This is a genomic window from Dyella tabacisoli (genome assembly GCF_003350925.1).
Lineage (GTDB): Bacteria > Pseudomonadota > Gammaproteobacteria > Xanthomonadales > Rhodanobacteraceae > Dyella_C > Dyella_C tabacisoli.
On sequence record NZ_KZ857184.1, the window covers coordinates 25,617 to 49,006 of the forward strand.

Annotated in this window: 17 protein-coding genes; 5 read left to right on the top strand and 12 right to left on the bottom strand. The window is 61.1% G+C overall.

Features of this window, described 5'->3' with window-relative positions; translation table 11 throughout:
* Nucleotides 1-7 precede the first annotated feature (7 nt).
* On the bottom strand, nucleotides 8-883 hold the full coding sequence (locus tag DVJ77_RS19080; RefSeq protein ID WP_114847124.1) for a LysR family transcriptional regulator: 876 nt from the start codon (nucleotides 881-883) through the stop codon (nucleotides 8-10).
* Nucleotides 884-987: 104 nt separating this feature from the next.
* Here DVJ77_RS19080 and DVJ77_RS19085 point away from each other — a divergent pair, with 104 nt between their 5' ends.
* Nucleotides 988-2,025 carry a YeiH family protein gene (locus DVJ77_RS19085; RefSeq protein ID WP_114847125.1) on the top strand — a complete coding sequence of 346 codons (1,038 nt, stop codon included), beginning with the start codon at nucleotides 988-990 and terminating at the stop codon, nucleotides 2,023-2,025.
* Between the two features lie 238 nt (nucleotides 2,026-2,263).
* Here the strand turns inward: DVJ77_RS19085 and tsaB are convergent, their stop codons facing one another.
* The 7 genes from tsaB to DVJ77_RS19120 all read right to left on the bottom strand — a co-directional run bounded on the left by tsaB (nucleotide 2,264) and on the right by DVJ77_RS19120 (nucleotide 12,176).
* Nucleotides 2,264-2,989 (bottom strand): tRNA (adenosine(37)-N6)-threonylcarbamoyltransferase complex dimerization subunit type 1 TsaB, encoded by a 726-nt coding sequence (tsaB, locus tag DVJ77_RS19090; RefSeq protein ID WP_114847126.1) that lies wholly within the window; start codon nucleotides 2,987-2,989, stop codon nucleotides 2,264-2,266.
* Nucleotides 2,986-4,359, bottom strand: coding sequence for a cell envelope integrity protein CreD (gene creD / locus DVJ77_RS19095; RefSeq protein ID WP_114847127.1), 1,374 nt, complete (start codon nucleotides 4,357-4,359; stop codon nucleotides 2,986-2,988). Before creD ends, tsaB begins: the two co-directional genes overlap by 4 nt.
* A 129-nt stretch (nucleotides 4,360-4,488) precedes the next feature.
* Nucleotides 4,489-4,872: a VOC family protein gene (locus tag DVJ77_RS19100; protein WP_114847128.1), complete on the bottom strand. Its 384-nt coding sequence runs from the start codon at nucleotides 4,870-4,872 to the stop codon at nucleotides 4,489-4,491.
* A gap of 34 nt (nucleotides 4,873-4,906) precedes the next feature.
* Nucleotides 4,907-6,850 (bottom strand): DNA repair helicase YoaA, encoded by a 1,944-nt coding sequence (gene yoaA, locus DVJ77_RS19105; protein WP_114847129.1) that lies wholly within the window; start codon nucleotides 6,848-6,850, stop codon nucleotides 4,907-4,909.
* A gap of 125 nt (nucleotides 6,851-6,975) precedes the next feature.
* The gene (locus DVJ77_RS19110; RefSeq protein WP_114847130.1) at nucleotides 6,976-9,720 is read right to left on the bottom strand and encodes a TonB-dependent receptor; all 2,745 of its coding nucleotides are present in this window, start codon (nucleotides 9,718-9,720) and stop codon (nucleotides 6,976-6,978) included.
* Nucleotides 9,721-10,106: 386 nt separating this feature from the next.
* A complete protein-coding gene (locus DVJ77_RS19115) occupies nucleotides 10,107-10,439 on the bottom strand; it encodes a hypothetical protein (protein WP_225428096.1) in 333 nt (110 codons plus the stop codon).
* A gap of 312 nt (nucleotides 10,440-10,751) precedes the next feature.
* The gene (locus tag DVJ77_RS19120) at nucleotides 10,752-12,176 is read right to left on the bottom strand and encodes a coniferyl aldehyde dehydrogenase (protein WP_114847132.1); all 1,425 of its coding nucleotides are present in this window, start codon (nucleotides 12,174-12,176) and stop codon (nucleotides 10,752-10,754) included.
* A 202-nt stretch (nucleotides 12,177-12,378) separates the two neighbouring features.
* On the opposite strand from DVJ77_RS19120, the gene DVJ77_RS19125 reads away from it, so the two are divergent.
* From DVJ77_RS19125 to DVJ77_RS19140, 4 genes are all read left to right on the top strand, one after another.
* Nucleotides 12,379-13,410, top strand: coding sequence for an AraC family transcriptional regulator (locus DVJ77_RS19125; protein ID WP_162791584.1), 1,032 nt, complete (start codon nucleotides 12,379-12,381; stop codon nucleotides 13,408-13,410).
* An 87-nt stretch (nucleotides 13,411-13,497) separates the two neighbouring features.
* Nucleotides 13,498-14,880, top strand: coding sequence for a D-arabinono-1,4-lactone oxidase (locus DVJ77_RS19130; RefSeq protein ID WP_114847134.1), 1,383 nt, complete (start codon nucleotides 13,498-13,500; stop codon nucleotides 14,878-14,880).
* Nucleotides 14,877-16,076, top strand: a complete 1,200-nt coding sequence (locus DVJ77_RS19135; protein ID WP_114847135.1) for an alanine racemase — start codon at nucleotides 14,877-14,879, stop codon at nucleotides 16,074-16,076. Before DVJ77_RS19130 ends, DVJ77_RS19135 begins: the two co-directional genes overlap by 4 nt.
* On the top strand, nucleotides 16,076-16,897 hold the full coding sequence (locus tag DVJ77_RS19140; RefSeq protein ID WP_114847136.1) for an SDR family oxidoreductase: 822 nt from the start codon (nucleotides 16,076-16,078) through the stop codon (nucleotides 16,895-16,897). Before DVJ77_RS19135 ends, DVJ77_RS19140 begins: the two co-directional genes overlap by 1 nt.
* Nucleotides 16,898-16,913: 16 nt before the next feature.
* On the opposite strand, the gene DVJ77_RS19145 is transcribed toward DVJ77_RS19140, so the two are convergent.
* From DVJ77_RS19145 to DVJ77_RS19160, 4 genes are all read right to left on the bottom strand, one after another.
* Entirely contained in the window at nucleotides 16,914-18,074 is a 1,161-nt protein-coding gene (locus DVJ77_RS19145; RefSeq protein ID WP_114847137.1) for an MFS transporter, read from the bottom strand.
* Nucleotides 18,075-18,314: 240 nt separating this feature from the next.
* A complete protein-coding gene (locus DVJ77_RS19150; RefSeq protein WP_225428097.1) occupies nucleotides 18,315-19,715 on the bottom strand; it encodes a pectinacetylesterase family protein in 1,401 nt (466 codons plus the stop codon).
* A 103-nt stretch (nucleotides 19,716-19,818) separates the two neighbouring features.
* The gene (gene plcR, locus DVJ77_RS19155; RefSeq protein ID WP_114847138.1) at nucleotides 19,819-20,535 is read right to left on the bottom strand and encodes a phospholipase C accessory protein PlcR; all 717 of its coding nucleotides are present in this window, start codon (nucleotides 20,533-20,535) and stop codon (nucleotides 19,819-19,821) included.
* 69 nt (nucleotides 20,536-20,604) lie between these two features.
* Nucleotides 20,605-23,076, bottom strand: a complete 2,472-nt coding sequence (locus DVJ77_RS19160) for a TonB-dependent receptor (protein ID WP_114847139.1) — start codon at nucleotides 23,074-23,076, stop codon at nucleotides 20,605-20,607.
* Nucleotides 23,077-23,390: the final 314 nt, after the last annotated feature.

The following is a 23,390-nucleotide window of genomic DNA, read 5'->3' on the forward strand; positions in this document are numbered from 1 at the left end:
GAAAGCACTATCGATTAGCCAGAAAGGCATCGATCAAGGCACCTCGATACTTCTGCCGGTGCAGCAATAACGAAAGCTTGCGGCGCAGATCCAGAAACGGCGTCTTCAAGGCTTTCAGCCGTCCGGTAGCCAGCGCATCGATAACGGCTACCTCGGGCAGACAGGCGATGCCCAGGCCGGCTACCACCGCTTGTTTGATCGCCTCGGCCTGATCCAGCTCCAGTGCCGTTTCGCCCGGTGGTAGCTGCGCCAGCACGCGTTCGGTGGTCGCCCGTGTCGCCGAGCCCGGCTCGCGCAGTACCCAATAAGCGCCGGCGAAATCGCTCGGCTGCAATCGACGTTTTTGTGCCAAGGGGTGGTCGGGCGGAGCGCACACCACCAGCACATCGTCGCGCCAGGGGCGTAGCTCCAACAAGGGGTGCGCCACCGGCCCTTCGACGCAGCCCACGTCCAGCGAATGGTCCAGCAGAGCGGCGGCAATCGCATCGGTATTGGCTACACGTAAACGAATCGCCACATGCGGATGCGCGCGTACGAAATCGCCGAGCAGCTCGCCGACGCGATAATTGCCGACGGTATTACTGGCGCCGATCCGAAATTCACCGCTCAAAGCTTCGGTGCTGCCGCTGCCGAGACGGCCGAATTCCGCATGACGCTCCAACAACTCTTGCGCCAACGGCAGCAATTCGCGCCCGCGCGTGTTCAAGCGCAAACGGCCTCGCTCACGTGCGAACACCGATGCCCCCAGCAGGCGCTCCATTTCGGCCAAGGCCATGCTGGCGGCGGGTTGAGTCAGGTGCAGCCGCTCCGCTGCCGCGCGCACGCTGCCCAGCGATGCCGTCTGCACAAAGACTTCGAGCTGGCGCGGGCTGATATTTATCATGAGCCCATCATATCCATAAGCTCAATTTATACACACCATCAGATATTCCAAGTTTTCCTGATAGAAGGCGGCGAGGACAATGCGCCTATCCCCAGGAACTTGTCATGTCAGCTACCAGCATCCCCCTTGCGACACCCAGCCTGCGTCAACGTACCCCCGGCCTGGCACTGACGGTAGCGATCGCCTTGGTCGCTCTCGGGCTCGGACGCGTGGCGCCGCTGATCGGCGGCCCGGTCTTCGGCATCGTGCTCGGCATCGTCGTGCGCAACCTGGTTTCGCCGGGCGGCCAATACACGCCGGGCATCCAGTTTGCCGGCAAGCAAGTGCTGCAATGGTCGATCATCGCGCTCGGCTTTGGACTCAGCCTCGACCAGGTGGCAAAGACCGGGCTGGAATCCTTGTCGGTGACCCTGGTGACGATGACCGTCGCGTTTCTTGCCGCCTGGTCGCTTGGGCGCATGCTCGGGGTACAGGACAAGCTGAAGATTTTGATCGGCGTCGGCACGGCGATCTGCGGTGGTTCGGCGATTGCCGCGGTAACGCCGATCATCAAACCGGACGACCACGACACCGCGTTCGCTATCTCCACTATTTTCCTGTTCAACCTGGTCGCCGTGCTGCTGTTTCCCCTGCTCGGCCACCTTATGCATCTGTCCGACCTGGGCTTTGGCCTATGGGCCGGTACCGCGATCAACGACACCTCGTCCGTGGTGGCCGCCGGCTACAGCTTCAGCAAAGAAGCCGGCGATTACGCCACCATCGTCAAGCTGACCCGCGCCACGCTGATTATTCCGGTCTGCCTGGTGCTGGCCTTCGCCGTCGCCTGGCGTGAAAAACGTAAAACCAGTGCAAACGGTGGCTCAAGCGATTTCAGCCTGAGCAAGATTTTTCCCTGGTTCATTCTGTGGTTTCTGGTCGCCTCGGCCGTGCGCACTGCCGGCCTCGTACCGACCGCTATCCAACCGATCATCCACCTCGCTGCCGAGTTCTTGATTATCGTCGCACTGACCGCGATCGGCCTGTCGGCCAATCTGCGCCGCATGGCATCGACAGGCGCACGCCCGATTCTGCTAGGCCTGGGCGTATGGGTGGCTGTATCGGTGAGCAGCCTGCTGGTGCAGTGGGCGATTGGGCAGGTGTGATTTAAGAGCGGGGAATGGGGAATGGGGAACGGGGAACTGCAGGGGCATCGCAGGCCATTGCTTGTTTCTCCGCTTCCAACGTTAGTAGTGCGAAAACATAGATCCCTGGCCTCTCCTTTTCGCGTTCCCTGTTACTTAAGGCAGGGAACGGGGAATGGCAGGGGCATCGCAGGCCATTGTTTGTTTCTCCGCTTCCAACGTCAGTAGTGCGAAAACATAAATCCCTTGCCTCTCCTCCTCACGTTCCCTGTTCCCCGTTCCCCGTTCCCTGCCCCCGCTCCCTCCCCTGCTCCACCAACGTAAGCGCAACCTTGTCACGCAGATAAACCGGCAACGCCAGCTCGGGCGCCTGTGCTCGACCGGCCTTGAATTCAGCGACCGCTAATTCGGCCACGTGACGGGCTTGGGGGTAGCGGGCGCCATCGGCTTCTCGCAGCGTTCCGCTTAGGCGAGTGCGCAGCACGTCGGCGTAGGTCGCCCAGCCGCTGCCGACGACTTGCCATGCTGGTGCTTCGGGCAGGATCAATGCATCGGCCGTGCATACCCGCTCAACGTCCAGGGCGATCAGGCCGCCATGCTCGTTACGGCGATAGCAGGCCGCGTAGATCTCGCCCATTCGCGCGTCGATCACCGCGAGAATGGCCGCATCGTCTTCGGGTGCCTCCAACGCCAGCGCGGCCAGCGAGGAGACCGTAATCACCGGCAGGTCCAGCGCCAAGGCCATACCTTGCGCCAACGACACTCCCAGCCTTACCCCCGTGAAGGCGCCCGGCCCCCGACCGACCGCGATGGCATCCAGGGCATGCCGCCCCAAGCCGGCCTCGGCGAGCAAGGCATCAGCCATGGGTAGCACCAGCTCGGCATGGCGGCGAGGGGCGATTTCGCTGCGGGCGATCACCTGGTCTCCGTGGACCAGGGCGACGGAGCAGGATTCGGTGGCGGTTTCGATGGCTAGAAGATTCATGACCGCCCTATGTTAGCTGCATCCGCCGATGTTGCCGGCGTGGCAGCCGGAGCAGTCGTCATCGGCGTGTAGGCGTACCAATCGATACGGCGGGTGAGGTACATCATCAACGCGACCGCAAAGAGCAGCACCACCGCGCCAATCAGCAGAGCGTATTGCTCGGCGACGATCAGGCCGTAAAGCACCGCATAGACCAGCGCCAGCGCGGCACCCAACAACAAGCCGGCGCGGCGCGCATGCAGCACCGCCATTGCATAGCCACCGACGATCAGCACCACCGATGCCGCCGCCACGGCGTAGGCCCAGCCGAAACCGACTTGTTCGGACAACGCCAGCAGCAATACATAGAACGTGGCCAAGGCCGCACCCACCAGCAAGTATTGCAAGGGATGCACGCGCAGGCGCTGCAGTACTTCGATCAAGAAGAACGCCACAAAAGTCAGCGCGATAAATAGCAAGCCGTACTTACCCGCCCGCTCATTGCGTTGATACACATCGGCCGGTTGATACAGCTCGACACCAAAGGCCGACGTCGGCAATTCGCTGTGACTAACCTCGGACTTGTCGTCCCAATGCTGACCATAACTGCGATTGAGATCGAGCATATGCCAACGTGCATGGAAGCCTTGCGCGTCAACCTTGCGCTCCGCCGGCAACAACGCACCAACGAAACTCGGATCGGACCACGGCGCCTGTATCTGCGCATCCGTGGTGCGCGCCAACGGCAATAATTGCAGGGATTCGGTACCTGCCAGCTTGAGCTTCAAGCTGAATTCAATCGGTTGGTGGCCCAAGGCATCTAAATCGATCGGCACCACCACGCTGGACAAACCGCCGACTCGATCCGCCGAAGATGCAAAACGACTCGGTCGACCATTGATCTTCAACTCGGTCACTTCCTGCAAGCCACGCAGATCACTCAACAACAAGCGCAGTTCGGCCTTATCGCCTTGCCATTGCGCCGTACTCATATGCTGAAACTGGGCCATATCCTCGGGCAGAAAACGACCATTCACCTGTATCGTCGCGGCATACACCGGCGCACCGTAGATACCATAGCGACGCGTATGCACCGCCATCGTTGCATCGATGGTCATGCTGTCGGCCAGCACCATCTCGGTGGATCTTTCGACTTTAGGCGTTTTGTCCTCGGTGGTGCCCACCAGCCGCTGCGTCGGCACGGCCAACAGCAAGCCACCCAGCACCTGTCGCCCGCCCCATCCCTGGGCAATCTGCGTCACCGTGGACTCACGCAATTGCTGGCGCTCCGATACCAGCCCCTGTACCTGCATCAGCGGTATCAGCATCGCCAATGCCAATACGCCGATACCGAAGACCTTGGCCGTCAAACTCTGCGTCCAGCCGCCCATGTCACCACTCCAGTCGATAAGTACGTCGATCAGAGCAAAACCATCGGCGGCAGAGCTGACAGCAGCGGGCGGCCATGCGGCAACGGCATGGCGAAACCATGTTCGTCTTGCCGAAACGGGGAAGCGAGACTAACTCGCCGAGACGTCAGCCGGCGGCTGCCACAGCTCGATACGCGTGCCTTCCGGGTCGACGACCCAGCCAAAGCGGCCGTATTCGCCGTCTTCGACGCGCTCATCTACAGTCACGCCGGCGGTACGCAGCTTGGTCAGCAAGGCTTCGAGATCGTCAACGCGGAAGTTAATCATGTAGGGCTGCGTACCCGGCCCGAAGTAACTCGTGTCGGCTGCAAACGGGGCCCATAAGGTATAGCCGGCGCGCGACTCGTCTTCATTGAAACGCACCAAGCCGCTTTTCTCGATGCTTAGACCCAGATGCTGGGCGTACCAGGCGGTGAGTGCCGCCGGGTCTCGCGCCTTAAAGAAAATGCCGCCCAATCCGATCACCTTGGCCATGCGCTGTCTCCACCCGATTCACATTGTCATACCGCTACGAATCCTGGCCCGCAGTGACCGTAGCGGTAGCGAAAAACGTCTGTACGGCAGCCAGCTCGCGTGTGCGCGGCATCGCCGGCAGGCTGGCGAGAAACAATCGCCCGTAGCCCTTGGTCGATAGGCGCGGATCGCATAGTACCAGCACGCCACGATCGCTCACATCGCGTATCAATCGACCCACGCCCTGCTTCAAGGCGATCACCGCACTAGGCACTTGCCAGGCCATGAATGGATTGATGCCCGATTGTTCCAGCGCATCCAGGCGCGCCTGCAAGACCGGATCGTCTGGTGCGGCGAACGGCAATTTGTCGATAACCACCACCGACAACGCCTCGCCAGCCACGTCCACCCCTTCCCAGAAACTGGCCGCACCCAGCAGCACGCCATGACCACTGGCGCGAAACTCCTCCAGCAAACGATGACGAGGTGCGCTGCCTTGCACAAACAACGGCCAAGGTACGCGCTGCTGCAGAAGATCGGCTGCAAGCCGCAGCGCCCGATGTGAGGTAAACAGCAGAAAAGCGCGACCGTTGGAGGCCTGCAGCACGGGCATGACCGCGTCGATCACCCGTTCGGTGTAGTCGCGTGCGGCGGGGTCGGGCAAGGCCGGCGGCAAGTAACACAGCGCCTGCGCAGAGTAATCGAACGGGCTTTCCAGGCTTAAGGTATGCGGGTCGTCCAAACCGAGCTGGCGCGCAAAGTGATCGAAGTTGCCGGCCACCGACAAGGTCGCCGAGGTATGAATCCATGCTGCCTGGGTGCGCTCGCGCATGGCGCGCAACGGCGCGGCGAGATCCAGCGGCGTGGCGTGCAACGCAAAGCCGCGTGGAAACTGCTCGTACCAGCGCACGTCGTGTTCGCCTTGCTGCTCAACGATGCGGTCCAGTCGCTCGCTTAAATTCGCGGCGCGCTCGTGCGCATTGGCAAAGCCACGCGAACGTTCGGCCTGAGCGGCAAGCACGTCGGTCAAGCTGGCCATCAATTCGCGCACGTCATGCATGGCGACACGCACGGCGGCACTGGCTTCGAGCTGCTGAAATGCACCGCGCTGGGGTAGGGGATCGAGCGCGAGGCGCAGCTTGCGCACCGCTTCTTGCAGGGCCTCGACCGGCTCCAGCAGCATGCCGATCGCGCCGGTGATCCCAGTGCATTCGTGCAAACTGTCTTGCGCCAATTCGGTCATTTGGCGCGCACTGATGCTTTGCGAAAAGAATTGCCCGGCCAGCTCGGGAATCTGATGCGCCTCGTCAAGAATAAAAGCCTGCGCGCCCGGCAAAATTTCGCCGAACCCTTCTTGCTTCAAGGCAAGATCGGCAAACAACAAATGATGATTCACCACGACCAGCTCGGCCTCTTGCGCCTCGCGCCGCGCCTTCACCACATGGCAGTCGTCATAGAACGGGCATTCCACGCCCAGGCAGTTCTCTGGCGTGGAGGTCACTCGCGGCCATAGCGGCGACTCCTCCGGCACCTCGGCCAGTTCCATCCGATCGCCACGGCGGGTGCGTGCCGACCAGGCGCGAATAGCTGCCAATTGCGCCGCTTGCGTGCGATCGAAAGTCGCGCCCTCGCGCACGGTCTGATCGAGGCGATATAGACAGAGATAATTAGCGCGCCCTTTGAGCAAGGCCGTTTTCAAACGCGTGCCGAGCACAGAGCGCACTTTAGGCAAATCGCGGAAATACAGTTGATCCTGCAGCGCCTTGGTGCCGGTGGAAACAATCACCCGCTGCCCCGACAGCAGGGCCGGCACCAGATAGGCATAGGTTTTGCCGGTGCCGGTGCCGGCCTCGGCGATCAGTATTTCGCGTTCGGCGATAGCGTGCTGCACCGCGCGCGCCATCGTCTGCTGCGCCTCACGCGGGGCGAAATTGGGCAACTCGCGGGCAAAGGGGCCATCCGCACCGAGCAGCGCGGACATGTCGTCGTGGTCAGTCATCCGGGCAGTATCGCCGAGTGCGGGCACTACGGCGAGTAAGATCCCAATGGATAAGTGCCATCCAAGGCATGGCGGGGGCTGGAATATGCCCGCTGCGCATATTCCAGCCCCCGCCAGCTCACGTCCTAGAACTTGAAGTGCACACTGGCCAGATAACGCCGGCCAGTGCTGTAGTTGTTCCAGGCACGATTGGAAGTGCGGTCGAACTGGTAGTACTTCTCGTTGAGCAGGTTCATGCCGTCCAGGGTCAGCGAGAAATTCTCGTTGAACTGCCAGCCCAGGCTCGCACTTACATTGGTATAGCTGTCCACACTGGCCGGTGGCGCACCGGCTACATAGCCGCCTGCCAGATAGCGGCCGCGCCAGCCGTAATTGATGCGCGCAGTAAACGGGCCTTTCTCGAAGTACGGGCTGACGTTCACCGCGCTGGTCGAGTTGTAGGGTAGATCCTGTCCAGCCTTGCTCTTGCCGTGCGAGTACGTGTAGTTAGCGGCCACGCCGAAACCGCTGTCGCCGAATGGCTGCTGGTAGCTGACGGTGAAGCCCTTGATGCTGGCAGCGCCTGCGTTGGCGGGTCGCAGCACGCTGTAATCGCAGAAGCCGTGAGCATCGCAATTGCCTTGGCGGCCTGGTGTCGGCGGACGCGCCGCAAGTGCCGTATAGGTGTCCGAGCCAAACATCGAGTTGAACTGCCGCTCGATCAGCGCATCGGTTTGGATGTAGTTCTGAATGTGTTTGTAAAACACTGACAGAGCCAACATCGACTGCTCATTGAAATACCACTCGGCTGATAGGTTGAAGTTGTACGAGCTATACGGGTTGAGCTTATTGTTGCCGCCGCTACCGGTGAGCTGGTCGTCCACCAGCGAGGTGTTGTTGACGAGCTGGTTATACGGCGCCCACGCGATGACCTTGGCTGCGGAGCCGCGCAATACGACGGAATTATTAGTGTCGTAGACCACGTTGATCGACGGCAGCACGTCGTTGAAAGTGCGCGAGCTGAGCTGAGCCGAACCGGGCGGTGGCGGTAACGCTGCATTGGCGCCGGCTTCGTAACCGAGGCTGTTGATCTTGGTGCGCACGTAGCGCAAGCCGACATTGCCATGCCAGTTATCGTTGGCGAAATTGAGCTGGGCATAGGCCGCCTCGGCCTTTTGCGTCAGGTTCCAGGTGTTGTTGAGAAAAGTAGCCGGGTCCGGCGCCACGTTATTGCCCAGGGTCTCGCCGACCACCCAGTTGCGGGCGGTGTCGGGGTCTGCCTGGATATGGTTGCGGTAATCGGGGGACATGCCCGAAAACGCATCGAAGATATCGGTATAACCGATGCCGCCGACACTGGCCATGGTGGTGCCGTTGGCCGATGCCGGCACGTAGTAGCGTAGCCACGATGAGCTTTCGGTGTGCTTGGTATAGCGCACGCCGGTCAGCAATTGATTGAAGACGCTGTCAAAGTCTTTGCTGAAATCGAGCTGGCCGTAGACGTCACGCGTATGTGCCGGGGTGTGGGTGTAATAGCTGTTGTTGTCCAGTTTCCAGTTGGCCGGGTTGCGCGCGGCGGCCGGATCGTCGAAGTGCAGCCCCTTGCTGGCATCCCAGGTATAGCCACCGTAATAGCGTGGCGAAAACAGTGCCGCTGAAGCGCCCGGATTGCCCGAGTTGCTGAAGCCGCCCTGCCCGCTCAACGCCCAGCCCTCGCCCTGGTATTCGCCCTTGAGATCGAGGCCCTTGGTGGTCACCACCGACTTGCGCACGTTCTCGTCGAGAATCGTGATGGCGTGGTCCGGGCAGCCGGGGCTGTCGATACCGCAGGAATGACCGCCGGTGATCTGGCCGTTGCCATTGGAGCTAAGGCCGGTGATGCCCTGAATATGGTCGGTGGTGATGGCATACAGCGACTGGTTGGAGTTCTGGAAATTCTCGCGTACGTACAGGCCGTTAAGATCGAACTGCAAGCGGTCCAACGGCTTCCATTGCACGCCCAGCGTGACGCTGTCGCGTTGGCGATGTTGCTGGAAATAGGCACCGTTGGTCTCTTGTGCCATCTGGTCGGTCGACTTGATCTGGCCGTTGGCGACCTGCGCGGCGACATGCGGGTTGGTGATAAGGTCGGACACCGGCGAGTAGCCGAAGATTTCGATGCCTTGGCGATCGACCTGCTCTTCGTAATGGGCGACCGAAGTAGTTACGCCGAACGTGCTGCCGGGGTTATGCCAACTGTACAACGCCGACGCGTTCGGCCGGCCACGCCCGGCCTGGTCGTTGTACACCGTACCCACCGAGCCGCTGATCGTATTCGGCGCCAGGTCGAACGGCTGGCGCGTGTGCATGATAACCGTACCGCCGATACTGCCCTCCGGCAGGCGGGCCTCCGGTGACTTATAGACTTCCAGACGGCCAAGTATTTCCGGCGCCAACTGGGTGTAGTCGAAGCCGCGATTCGGCTGCTCGCCAAGCAGCCAAGGCGTCTGCGCCACCGGGTGTCCATCGAGAAACGTAAGGTTGAGGCTGGGGTCAGTGCCATCGATGCTGACGCGCTCGCCCTGTCCGAAGCGTCGATCGATGGTCACACCGGGAATCTGCGAGATCGCTTCGGCCACGTTGGTACTGGGGAATTTGCCGATATCCTCGGCTGTAATGGCCTCGACGACGGTACTGGCATTGCGTTTGGTATCGATCGATTTGGCCAGGCTGGCGCGAATACCGGTCACGGTAACGCCCTCCAATTGCTTGGCCTGATCCTTGTTGGCTTGCGCGCGGCGCGGTGTAGTGGCGTCGCCATTGGACTGACTTTGGTCTTGCGCTTGCGCAGCTACAGACAGACAAAGGCCGACAAAGATGCTGGCGGCAAGCAAGGTTTTACGTAGTGACATGGACACATCCCCTCCCGGAGGAATGAAACGGACAGCCGCCCGGCGTCATGCCGGTACCGCTGAATGGTGACCGGGGCCCCCTCCCCTGCCCTTGAGCAGTCATGCGTCGTTGGTGACAACGTTGTCAGCTACGACTGCGGCACAGTTCAATGCCCCTCATGTGATGGCAGAGTGAAGACGCGATGAGATGGCGAAAGTCGACGAAATGCGCCCGGCGAGAGGGCCGACGACAGCGTCTGGCGAGAAAACCGTTGAATATCGCCCATCGGCTCCGGGCCTTGCGGCCGCCCGTGCCGGCATCCGATCAGCCTATGGCGTGACGTCTATTGACAACGATATCTAAGCGTCCAAGCGATGGATCGGCAAACGGCACCGCTGCGCTTTCTCTACGCCGCGACAACGAATGCCTTCGGCACGTTGGCATTGATCCAGACAGTAATGAACACATCAAGCGCCACCCGTTGCGGCACATCGATATCGGCTTCGCGAACAAACCCGGCAGCGGCCTTGATAAACGACTGCCTCGACAGGCTAGAGGCTTGCCGGGCGGCCGCCTGCTTCTGCCGAAGCTGGACAATATGCGGCGATGGCTGACCCGGCTTGGCGAACTTCTGATAACGACGCAGCTCGTCGGCAGCCAGCTCCGTATCGAATGAAGCTTGCAGCATGGCCTGCTTGGCCTTCAGCAGCTCGATCAGGTGACCGGCGGCTTTCGTCAATTGCCCGCTCCCATCCGCAGCGAAAAGCATTCCGGTAAGCGGCGGGGGCAACGATGCGTTCGCCATCACGGGAACGGATCGGCCGGCGAGCTCCAGATAATTCAGGAAGCCTGCCTGGGGAAAGGGCGTCGTCGTTGCCATGTTGAGCCTAGTTCTGCAGAGCCGGGGACGATACTTCTTCGCAGGCCGAACGTCACGACGTGTTCGTGGATCCGCAACGATGGGTACCCATGCCCTTCGCTTACCCTGCGTGCCGGAAAATGCTTGTCGGAAAACGCTTGCCGCCTTCGGCAAGCTGCCCGCCGCCGAAGTTCAACGCGTCAGTAGATGAATCATCCGCTCGGCAAAACCCTTATACGGCGGCCTGAGCTTATCCGAGAGCGGCCAACGCGCCTGATGCAATATCGGCATCATCTTGCTGAGCGTCGCGAAGCCGTCGCGGCCGTGATAATGACCCATGCCGCTGGGACCGATGCCGCCGAATGGCAGACTATTGCAGGCATTGTGAAAAAGCGTTTCGTTGATGCAGACACCACCGGCCACGACGCGGGATAGCAGCTTTTCAATGCCCGCCTGATTGCGGCTGAAGTGATACAGCGCCAACGGGCGGTCGTGGGCGTTGATGTAGTTGATCGCCTCGTCCAGCGTCCGATAGCTCTTGATCGGGAGAATCGGCCCAAAGATTTCCTCTTGCATCAGTTTCGCGTCGTCACTGGGATCGATCACCAACGTGGGCGGCAACAGACGCTCGGCTTGCGCACGAACAGGGTCTTTCAAGTCCGCCAGCGGAATCACTTCACTGCCGCGCGCCTTGGCGTCAGCAAGATAACCACACAAGCGCTGGTACTGAGGCTCGTTGACGATGCGCGTGTAATCGGGATTACCATCCAGTTCGGGATAACGATGCGCCACTTCCGCCCGCAACGCCTGCACCAGTTCATCGCGGCGCGCCTGGGGCACCAGCACGTAATCGGGTGCAATGCAGGTCTGCCCCGCATTGAGTAATTTGCCTGTCGCCAACCGCCTCGCGGCCTGCGCCATCGGGAAATCATCGTCGATGATCGCCGGCGACTTACCGCCCAATTCCAATGTCAACGGCGTCAGGTTGGCCGCCGCCGCGGCCATGACTTTGCGGCCGATGGCGGTAGATCCGGTAAACACCAGATGATCGAACGGCAGCGCGGCGAAGGCACCCGCCACATCCGCGCCGCCTAGCGCTATCGCGACACGCTCGGCCGGAAACACTTCGGCCAGCAGCTCGCGTAGAAATTCGCTGGTTCGCGGTGTGTGCTCGGAAGGCTTGAGATAGACGTGATTGCCCGCGGCAATCGCCGTCGCCAGCGGCACCAACGCCAGGTTGACCGGATAATTCCAAGGCGAAATCACCCCGACGACACCGACCGGCACATAGCGCACTTCGGCGCGCGCCGGCCACAAACGCCAGCCTGCGCTGCGACGCTCGGGCCGCATCCATTGACGCAGATGCGCAAGCATATGGTCGATTTCGGTCAGCACGGTCATGCCTTCGCCGATCAGGCTTTCGTGCTTGGAGCGATGGCCGAAGTCGGCGCTGATCGCCGCCGCCATGTCGTCCAGCCGCGCCTTGTAAGCGCTGCGCAGGCGACGCAGATCGTCACGGCGCTGGGCATAATCGGGCCGGTGTTCACCCCATGCATCGCGCAATTGCTGCAGGGTCGGGGCCAGCGTGACAACGGCTGTGGTGGCGGCGATATCCATGAAATTCCTCGCAGTTAGCCCTACACGCGGCGGGTTCGCCTAACCTGACCGGCCCGCGTCTCTGATGTACGCAACTTAGGCCACGCAGATTTAGGACATAAGGACGAAACAGGTCAATTGGCGGAAATGCTGCGCCGCGAAGCGCAGCGAAAAAAGAAGCGGCGTAGCATGGGGGACCATCACGGCCACTATGGGTTTGCACGTGCCTCGTCCCAAACTAGACCCATACCAGTTTGCTCCCGAGATCGCACCGTTGGCCCTGGCGGAGCTGGCCGGGCTGGTGAGCGAACTCGGCGTATCTCCCGAACAACTGTGCGCCGATGTCGGCATCAGCAACAGCGACATGTGCGCGGGGGAGCTGATCTCCAACCGCCAGGTGGCGCGGCTTATCCGCCGCGCCATCCAGTTGACCGGCCGCAGCGACCTCGGCCTCGAAGTGGGACGGCGCCAGAACATCAGCCACTTCGGCCTGCCCGGCTTTGCCATGACCGCGATGCGCACCTTCGGCGAAGCGGTGGAGCTGGGCCTGCGTTATCAAGGGCAAAGCGGCGGATTGATGGATGTCACCTCCGAATTCGACGATCAATTCGCCGCCCTGCTCGGTCAAGCGCGCACGAACGACCCGGTGGTAGAAACCTTTGTCGTCGAAGAGCTGTTCGCCAGCGTCATGGTGCTGGTGCGCATCCTGCTCGGCGACGGTTATCGCCCGCACGCCATCGAGCTGGCCTATGCCGCGCCACCGCACGCGGCGCGCTATGCGGAAATCTTCAACTGCCCGATCAAGTTCGGCCAGCCACGGCACCGTGCGTTGTTTCCGCGTCAGTGGTTTACCTTGCCCTTGGCCAGCCACTCGCCGGTAGCCGCAGCGGAACTTCGCACCTTGCTCGAAGCGCGAGCGCGCCGGCAACAGGCGCCCAATACCGTGACGGCTATCGAGCATGTGTTGCAGCAGACCGGCAACGTTGCCATGTCGGTCGAAGAAGTCGCCTCGGCGCTGGGCCTGAGCACACGCACCTTGCGCCGGCGCCTGACCGAGGCCGGCACCTCGTTTCGCGCATTGAGCGAGCGCCTGCGCTCGCAAGAAGCACAGCACTTGTTGCGCGATGAAGGCCTGACCGTCGCCGAGGCCAGCGAACAACTCGGCTTCAGCGATGCGCGCGCATTCCGCCGCGCCTTCAAGCGCTGGGTCGGCGAAGTGCCGGGGGCCATGCGGCGTGCGCGCATAGCGCCTTAGCATCCACTGGATTTGGCCGCTAGCGACCCCTGTAGTGCCATCAAGGCGTGTGCTGGACTAAGGCTTCAGTTGTTTCGAGCCTGGACCATGTCCGATAGATCGCCATTGCCCATCGCCGACGAACACGCGCGTTCGCAGGCACCCTCATCGCCACGCAATGACGTGATCGATGGCTTGCGCGGCAAGCAGGCCGCCTGGCAAAACTGGTCCGGCGCACAACGGGCGCAACCGTCCGACAAATGGATGCCGCGCGACGAGGACGAGCTTCGCCGCATGGTGCAGCGTGCCGATAGCTTGCGCGTAGTGGGCGCGGGTCATTCGTTCACGCCGCTGGTGCCGACTGCCGGGGCCATCCTGTCGCTGGATCACCTGAGCGGACTGGTCAACCACGATACCGCCACGCAGCAGGCGCGCATCTGGGCGGGCACGCGGCTGTTCGATGCCGGCCCCTTGCTGCAAGGCATCGGCCAGGCCATGCCCAACCTCGGCGATATCGACCGGCAAAGTATCGCCGGCGCGTTGTCCACCGCCACCCACGGCACCGGCATCACCCTGCCCTGCATCGCCGCCGGCGCAAGTGCGCTGCGGCTGGTGACCGCGCAAGGCGAGGTGATCGAATGCAGTCGCGAACACGATGCCGACCTGTTTCGCGCTGCCGCGGTATCGCTGGGCGCGCTCGGCGTCATCACGCAAGTCAGTTTGCAAAACATGCCCGCCTACCGCCTGCGCGAACGCGTGCATGTACAGCATCTGGATACCTTGCTGCCCGAACTCGATACGTGGGCACAGCGGCATCGTCACTTTGAGCTGTTTACGTTTCCGAACAGCAGGCTGGCGATCGTCAAGACACTCGACCTCAGCGAAGACCCCATCACGACCGAAACGCAAGGCGGCGACTCCGACGATGTTGCGCTGAAGCTGGGCTGCGAACTCACGCGCTGGCTGCCTAGCCTGGGACGCGGCTTGCAGGCCATGATCGGCCGCTTCATCAAGCCCACGGATCGGGTGAACCACTGGTACAAAATTTTCGCCTCGGCCCGCAACGTGCGTTTCAACGAAATGGAATACCAGGTACCGGCAGCCGCCGGAGCGGCCTGCCTGGATGAGGTTTGCAAAGCGGTGGCCGCCAGCAAGGTCGATGTGTTCTTTCCGATCGAATTCCGTTTCATCGCGCCCGATGCTTATTGGCTGAGCCCGTTCCAGGGGGCGCCGGGCGAAGCGCGCTGTTCGATTTCGGTGCACCAGTATCACAAGCAGGATTACCGGCCCTTGTTCGCCGCCGCCGAGCCGGTGCTGCGCCGCCACGGCGGCCGGCCGCACTGGGGCAAGTTGCATACCGTCGATACGGCGGGCTTGCACGCGCTATATCCCGATCTCGGGCGTTTCCTGCAATTGCGCCAAGAACTCGATCCGCACGGCAAGTTTCTCAATCCGTATTTGCGAAAACTGTTCGGGGTGCCTGCGTCATGAACTCGACGGAACCACACGATGCTTATTTCAATGCCCTGCAGCAGGCACTGAATCAGGCCGGTATCGCGTGGCCCAGCGTGGTGATCGACCGCGCGCGGATGCGCCGTAATGCCGTGCGCCTGAAAAATCTGATCGCACCGGGTTCACGCCTGCGCCTGGTCGAAAAATCCTTGCCGGTGCCCGCACTGCTGGACGAGGCGATGGCTCTGACCGGCACTCGCGCGCTGATGGTGTTTCACGAACCGCAGCTACGTCAGGTCGTGCAGCACTATCCAGACAGCGATCTATTGATGGGTAAACCGATGCCGGTGCTTGCCGCACTGCATTTCTACCGGCATTTACCGGATAACGGTTTCGATCCCGCGCGCCAATTGCAATGGCTGATCGATACGCCCGCGCGGTTACAGGAATATCTGGAACTTGCCCAAGGCCTGGGCACCCGGTTGCGCATCAACATCGAGATCGATGTCGGCCTGCACCGTGGCGGCGCAGCCGACCCAGCGGCACTGCGCGCCATGTTGGATCAGCTACGCAAAGCACCCGAGCATTTGGAGTTTTCCGGCTTGATGGGCTACGACGCTCACGTCGGCAAATTGCCGCCGTTGTTGCAACGTCGCGATACGGGTTTCGCCAAGGCCGTCGAGGCTTATCGTGCCTACCAGGCGATAGCGCGGGCCGAATTTCCCGAGCTGGCGCCGGCGATGTGCTGGAACGGCGCCGGTAGCCCAACCGTCGCATTGCACCGTCAGCACTCGCCGCTCAACGATGTATCTGCCGGCTCGGCCTTACTCAAGCCGCTGGAGTTCGACATCGAGCCATTGGCCGAATTCGAGCCGGCGATATTCGTCACTACCCCGGTTCTCAAAGCACAACGTGGAACCCGCCTGCCTGGACCACCCTGGCTATCTAAGCTGCTTTATGGCGGCCGCGCGAATCGCGCGCACAGCTATTTCATCTATGGCGGCGGCTGGCCGGCCGAACCCGTTTCACCGGCCGGATTGGTGACCAACAAGCAATTCGGGCTCAGCTTCAACCAATCGATTCTCAACGGGCCGCGCACACCTGCGCTGGCGGTCAACGACACCGTGTTCTTCCGCCCCTATCAGTCTGAAGGCACGCTGCTGCATTACGGCCCGATACGAGTGATCGACGACGGCCTGGTCGTCGATGAGTGGCTGCCCTTCGGGGAGGTCTGATGCCACGGATCGTACTCATCACCGGCGCCTCGTCGGGCATCGGAAAAAGTTGCGCACAGCACCTTCAACAACGCGGGTATCGGGTGTATGGCACCAGCCGTGGCGCGGTGTTTCCGAACGAGGTATCCGCCGGCGAAGTCGCGATGATTCCGATGGATGTGCGCTCACAAGCCTCCGTCGAACAGGCCGTGCAATGGATTCTGGCGCGCGAAGGCAGGCTGGACATCGTCGTCAACAATGCCGGCAACGGAATCGCCGGTGCCATCGAAGATACTTCGATCGCGGAGGCGCAAGCGCAGTTCGATACCAACTTCTTCGGCATGCTGCGGGTATGCCACGCCACCCTGCCGGTGCTGCGCCGGCAAGGCAGCGGTTATCTGATTAACGTCAGCTCGATTGCCGGCCGCATCGGCGTGCCATTCCAGGGTCTGTATAGCGCCAGCAAATTCGCCATCGAAGGCTTGACCGAAGTGCTGCGTGCCGAAGTGCGGCCTTACGGGGTGCGGGTAGCACTCATCGAGCCGGGCGATTTCCATACCGGCTTTACCGTCCAACGATGTATTGCCGCGGCGGCACAAGTACCGGGCAGCTATAGCGAGCGTTTCCGCACGGCCTTGAGCGTCATGGAAAAAGACGAGACCCGCGGCGCGACACCGGAGGCTATCGCGCAATTGCTCGAACGCATCATCAATACGCCGTCGCCGAAGCTGCGCCATCTGGTCGGCCCTGCGGCACAGAAGTTGAGCGTATCGCTGATCCAGAAGCTGCTGCCGCAAAAAACGTTTGAAGCCATCATCGATAAGTACTACGGCATCTGGTAAATCGGTACCGGCCTGATTACGCCGGCCGCCGCCTCGGCCCGCCCATGGCAAGAATGCCTTGCAACACCAGCAGCACGATCAACAAGCCGCAGCCAAAGGTCCATCGGCCCGCATCGGCGACCGGTTCGAGTACGGCGATAAAGGCGGTAGCGCCCGCGTTGCCCACCAGCCAGAACAGGCTTGCCGCAGTGCCTGCGTGATCTTCGCCGGTGGTGTTCACTACGGCCTGAATCAATAGCGGCAAAGGCGCCAACAAGGTCGCACCAAGCACGATGCCGCTGAGGCACAGCACGATCGGCGAGCCGCTGTTGAACAACACCATGGTGACGCCGATCGAGCCCACCGCGGCCGCAACCATCAGCGAGCGCAAACCCATCCTGCGCGCCACGGGCTCGATCAACGCCATCGAAATGATGCCGCTGACCAACATGCACAACGCCACGATACCCGCCGTCTGCGCATCGATCCCCTGCCGGTGGAGAATCGATTCCAGCCAGGTGGAGATCGCGTTGAAATAGCCGTTGGCGAGAAAAAAATAGGCGATCAACACCAGAAATACCGGCGAGCGCAGCATCGTCATCATGCCGGCCCGCCACGATGGCCGAGGGCCTGCAGCCACCTTGGCTTCACGCGGATCGACCGGCACCCAAAACCAGGTCAGCAGCGCCAATGCGCCCAGTACGGCGGCATCGAGCCATAACGTCCTATACCCAATGACCGGCACCAGCACGAAGGCCAGGGCAAGACCGATAAACATGGCCATACTCGGGATTTCGGTGGCGCGCAGACGCTCGCCCTCATCGAACCAGATCAGCGCCAACCGGGCGATCAGGCCCAGTACCAAGGGCTGTAACAGTGCAAATGCCAACTGCCCGGCAAACAGATAGGCATAACTCGGCTCGACCATGCGCAGCAAAGCAGCCAAGGCCATGCCCACCGCACTGATACGCAACGAGGTGCGCACGGGCACGCGATCAAGCCACACACCGACCGGCAACGCCAGCAGCACGAACAACAGCGGAAACACCAGCGACAGATTGCCGATCGCGCTCGGCGACACACCGTAATGCGTGGCGATCTCGCTGGTCATCGGCGCAAAGCGCAGCCATTCAAACTGCATCAATGCCTGCAGTGCGGCGTACACCGAGAGAACGCGATAGCGCAGCGGTACCATCATGATTGCCCCGATTCGTTAAAGGCCGCGACGCCCCATCCGCATCGCCAGACCAGGGCACAGTCGAACACACCCACGCACCATGCCAAAGGGCAAATCGGGCCAAAACCTCGGACAGGCTACCGAGCGACTACTCTGCGCCAGCCTTCCATCTGGCCGCTTTCGTAACGATCTCCCATGTCGGCAACCCTGACTCGATGATGGGGCGCCTCTGACAACCAGGCGCCCCATCGAAGATCACACTCAGCTCTTATGCCCTGAAATACCTCCGGCATCGCCGGTGAGGTTGAAGATGCTGTCGATCAGCGACAGGAAGGTCGAGAAGCTGAAATCGGACCAACGCTGCGTGCGCCTGACCTTCATCACCGGCACCAAGGCCGGATCTTGCTGCGACAGCAAGTCGTTGACGAAATCGCTGACGTTGGCATCGATGCCGTTCTCGTTGATATTCGAACCGCTGAAGCTCACTGCCGTGACCATGTGATTGTTGATGAAATCGCTGCGCGCCCACGGCATGTAGTAGCCGAAGTTCGGCAGCGGCGCGGTGACCTGCTGGATGCCCGGCAGCTCCTGGTCGAACAGTGCCAGCGCTGCGGCATCCTTGCTGGCGTCATCCGGCGCGGCGATCACCGAAGGAATGAACGGGCGATAGTGATAAGCGGCAATGATCTTGTCCTGCTGATAAGTCGACAGGCCAAAACGATCATGTGGATACTGCTGGGACAGCGCCGTATAAATACTGCTCAGATTGCTCGGATCGAAGCCCTTCAGGCGCTGGGATGCCAGTGCAAACAAGCCATCGGGCGCGGCGAAATCCCATTCGGCGGCCACCTTGCGATACAGATACACCGAGGGATGATCGATGGGGTCGTCATCGAAGCGCGTATTGAACAGGGTGCCGGCATCACTGAGCGCCGAGCTGCTGACCTGCGGCTGCAAGGTGTCGTGGATGAACGCATAGTTGGAAAGCGTGCCGAAGCCGCCCGCGCTCAGGCCATAGACCATCAGGCGATCCGGCTTGCCAAAGCCATGATCGACCAGCCACTGGGTCACCACTTGCGCGTTCTTCAAGCCGTTGAAGTGCTGCACGCGCGAGGTGCTGCCATCGGGCGATGTGTAGGTGCGTATGGCACTGCCCATGTGAATGTCGCCGGTGCAGTACGGTAGAAACACCTGATTCCAGTCCTGCGTTTCCACGCGCGGTTCGCCGACCAGGATGGTGGTCAGGTTGATGCGCGTCATCAACGGCGAGAGAAACGTAGCCAGCAATGACTCATTGAAGGTTCCGCTCATGTAGTTCTGCGGAATGCCATCGGGATTGAATGCGCCCAACCCTTGGGCGGGCCCCGTCTCGGTGTTGGTACACATGCCGTAGTCGAAACAGGCGCCGCCGGGCTCCATGGTGAACAACAGGTTCTTCGACGGCGCGCGGTTGATATAGAAACGGTAAGGCGTGCCGTTGCCGCAATCGGCACCGCTGTCGGCGGGTAGCGTGACTTCATACCATTGGTAGTACGGGATGGACGGATCGGGTTGCGCCTGTGCCGCCGGTGCGCCGGCGCCCGATGCGTATGCGCTGATCGTGGCAAAGCCCATCAATAAGCCTGCCATCCAATGCCAGATACGACGATGTGCGGTAAGCATGATGCCTCCTGATATGTCGTGGTTTTCAGCAGATCAAAAGATCTGCGCTAGCTATCGTTGCTGCATCCCCTGTTACTGAAATATCGGCCTGATGTGAACGGGCCTAATGAGGCGAGGCCGCGTCGTAGAGCTGGCTGCGCAATGCCTGCAAGCGCGAGGCGATGATGGCTTGCTGCTGGGCCGGGTCGGCGACTTTCGACTGCACGTCCTGAATGATCTGGGTGCTTTGCCGCACATACGCCTGGTGCCGTGGATCGAGCGCTGGCGACGGCCCGACCGTTTGCTGCGAGTAAGCATTCCATTGCTGCTTCACGTTGCGGATCTCCGCATCGCGCAAGGCAGGGTCCGACTCGGCGTCCGTCAACAAGACGGCGCTCATCGCTTCGGCCTGCAGCGGAAGGATTTCGTTGTTGGCGACGTGCCCGGCCAGCTCGCTCATGATGCGCCGCGCTTCGCTACGTCGCTGGTCCGGCGACATGCTGCCGCGGTCGGCGCCATACGCCGTCACGTCGTCACGGAAGCGCGCGAAGGCGACGATGCGTTTTATTTCCGACTCGGCATCCGGTCGGCTGGCAAGCTCCTTTTGCAAAGCGCGCACATTCAATGCGCTTTCCGCCGGCCCCGCTCCTCGATGCCGCGACAGAACCGGCGGCGCAGCCACAGCGGTGGCTTGTTGCGCGACCGATGTCGCAGCGACGGACTCATTCGTCGAACCACTCCGCGCCGTTGCAGGTTGACGTATGTGGCTCCACGCCACGATAGCCACAAGCACCGCGCTTGCGAGTGCCAGCCATGACCAGATAGTCCGGGACTTCGACATAAGTGCTCCGACTACGCATGTTGTCGGCGACAGCGGCCCGAACGGCGGCGCCGCTGTCGCCGTAACCGGTTAGAAATCCACCGCCATCTCCACTCCCCATGTGCGTGGCGGCGTGATGTAGGCGAACGGGGTGCCGAGAATGCTCGCGCTGATGTTGTTAATGCTTTGCACGTAACGTTTGTTGAATGCGTTATTGACGAACAACGCCACGCTCCATGGCGCATGCGGCGAGGACCAGCCCAAACGCAGGTCGGTGCGATTCTGTGCTCTGCCAAGGGTGAAGGTCGGCGTCGTCAAGCATTGCCCCTGTGCCGCGGAGTCACTGTTGCAGCGCGTTTTTCCGCGATAAGCCTGTTGCCATGTGGCATTGATGTCACCGTCGAAAACATCGTGCCAGACGTATTCCAGTCCCGCCGCAGCCGACCACAGCGGCTCGCCCACCGGCTGCCCCGCCAGGCTCGTCCCCTGCGGATTCACATAGTGCTGATAGGTTGCATTGGTGTAGGTGACGTTGGCGTTGATGCGCAGCGCCTTGGTCGCCTGCCAGTGTGCTTCGAGTTCAAGCCCTTTCGCATGCTGGTCGCTGGTGGTGACTTCATACACCGGCACCACACCGTTGCCATTGGCGATCAGGTTCAACGACTGCAGATTGGTATAGCGGTAGTAGTAAGCCGAGGCATTCAGCAGCAAACGGTAATCGGGGAAATAACTCTTGACGCCGAATTCGTAGTTCCAGACTTCTTCCGGCTGATAAACCGAATTGACTTGCTGCGCGTTGAAGCCGCCCGCCTGATAGCCCTTGGACACCGAGCCGTACACCATCACGTTGGGTGTCCATTTGTAGTCGAGTACCGCACGCGGGCTGAAATCGTTCCAGCTATGTTTGATGGTGAACGGTGCGTTGGTGGCCGCGGGGCTGTTGAACTCGATGTTTTGCTGAAAGGTCTGGATCGGCGGCACGCCGGGCTGATCGAAGAAGCCCATCGCCTGTAAAGCGCTCAGCGTTGCATCGAGCTGCGGCGCGGTACGCATGGGATTGAACCAACTGAAGTCCTTTTCATCGCGGGTAAAGCGCAAGCCCGTGGTCAAATTCAGGCGCTCGTTCAAATGCCAGATCACGTCGCCGAACAAGGCATAGGCCTTCGAGCGCCCATGATTAATCATGCTTTCCTGCCACGGGTCATTCAGCAGCAGGCCGGGCGATCCTGCCGCCGCGCCGAGGGGACCATAAAGACCGCCCGGTGCCTGCTGGGTATTGTTGAAAACGGTATCGAGGCTATCGGTGAATAAATCGACCTGGCTAGTCTGGCGTGCGTTGTCGTAGTAGTAACTCGTGCCCGCCACCCAATCGAGCAAATCGTTTTTTCCGGACAGCTTGAACTCCTGATACCAACTGCTGTTGTTCTCGATATTGTTGGTATCGAGATACAGATAACGCTGATTGGTGCCGTCGGAGTCTTCCAGATTCGAGGTCTTGAAATGGCGGTAGGCGGTAATCGAGCTCAAGTCGCCGAACGAAAACGAATGATCGACAAACAACGTCACCGCGTCGAAGGTGCGTTTTTCGCCATTGCCCACCACGTCGTTATAAATCGGCGCATGGATGGGGTTGAGATAGGTTTGCGGGTCCGGCGGAAAGCCCAATACGCCCGGTGCGGGCGGCACCGAAACCAAACCGATGGCCGGTCGCGCCGGTTGATTCAGCTTTTCGTGTTCCCAGGCAACGCGCACCTTGGTGTCGCCCGGTGCGTTCCAGCGGAACTGGCTGCGGATGCCCCAATCGTCATTCTTGTTGTAGTGCTGGCCGTTGGCCGCGTCGTGCAGCCAGCCGTTGCTTTGGGTATCGACGAAACTGAAACGCAGGGCGGCAGTGGATGAAACCGGCGCATTCAACACGCCATCGACATAGCGGGTGCCGTAGTTGCCCAGGCGCACGCGCAGTTTCTTTTCCCAATCGTCCTCGGGCTCGTTGGTCACCACGGAAATGGCGCCGCCCGCGCTGTTGCGGCCGAACAAGGTACCCTGCGGCCCCTTCAACACTTCGACCCGCTGGATATCATTGAAAGTCAGCAGCGCGCCGCCGGTCTTGCCGGTGTAGACGCCGTCTTCATAGATACCGATCGGCGAGTCGGTGCCGATACCGAAATCGGTCACGCTGATGCCGCGCAAGGAATACACCGGCTGGGTCGGCTGCGAGCCGTCCACGAACAAGCCCGGAACATAACCGTTCATTTTGGAAAAATCAGTCGCCGCCAGCGCGTCGATCTGTTTGGTGGTAACGATCTGCACCGGGATCGGCACGTCCTGCACTTCTTGGGTGCGGCTCTGCGCCGTCACGGTGACATTGCCCAGGTCGACCGCATCCTTTTTCTCGGCAGAGACTTTGCCTTGCGCCGGCTTTGCCGGCTTGGCCTGACTTTGCGTGTCGGGGGTTGACTGGGCCTGCGCCATGGCATGCCCGCAGAACAAGAAAGAAAGTGCAACACCGTTGCCCAGCATGCTGCGCAGGCATTCGGCAAGTTTTCGTTGACGAATAGACATCAGTACATCCCCTCGACGATCTTATGGCGACCAAACCGGTGGGATGGCGTCACTGTAGTGACCCTGTGAATGATCCCGTCCGATCTACTGCATCGTTCCCGCGTGAACATCGTTCCGGTGAAGGCCGTACGCACGGCCCCACCAGCACTAGCGCAGGCCTTTCCGCACTTTCGATGTATCGCCCGATACCGTGCCGGAAAAACCATGCTCCCCGTTTCGTATGTTGATTCTTTGGCTGGGTTTACGTCAGGACGGTTCGGGCCGATTCGATGGCGGGCCATTGCTCGCGCCAGCAGCGGGTTCCCGCATCAAAG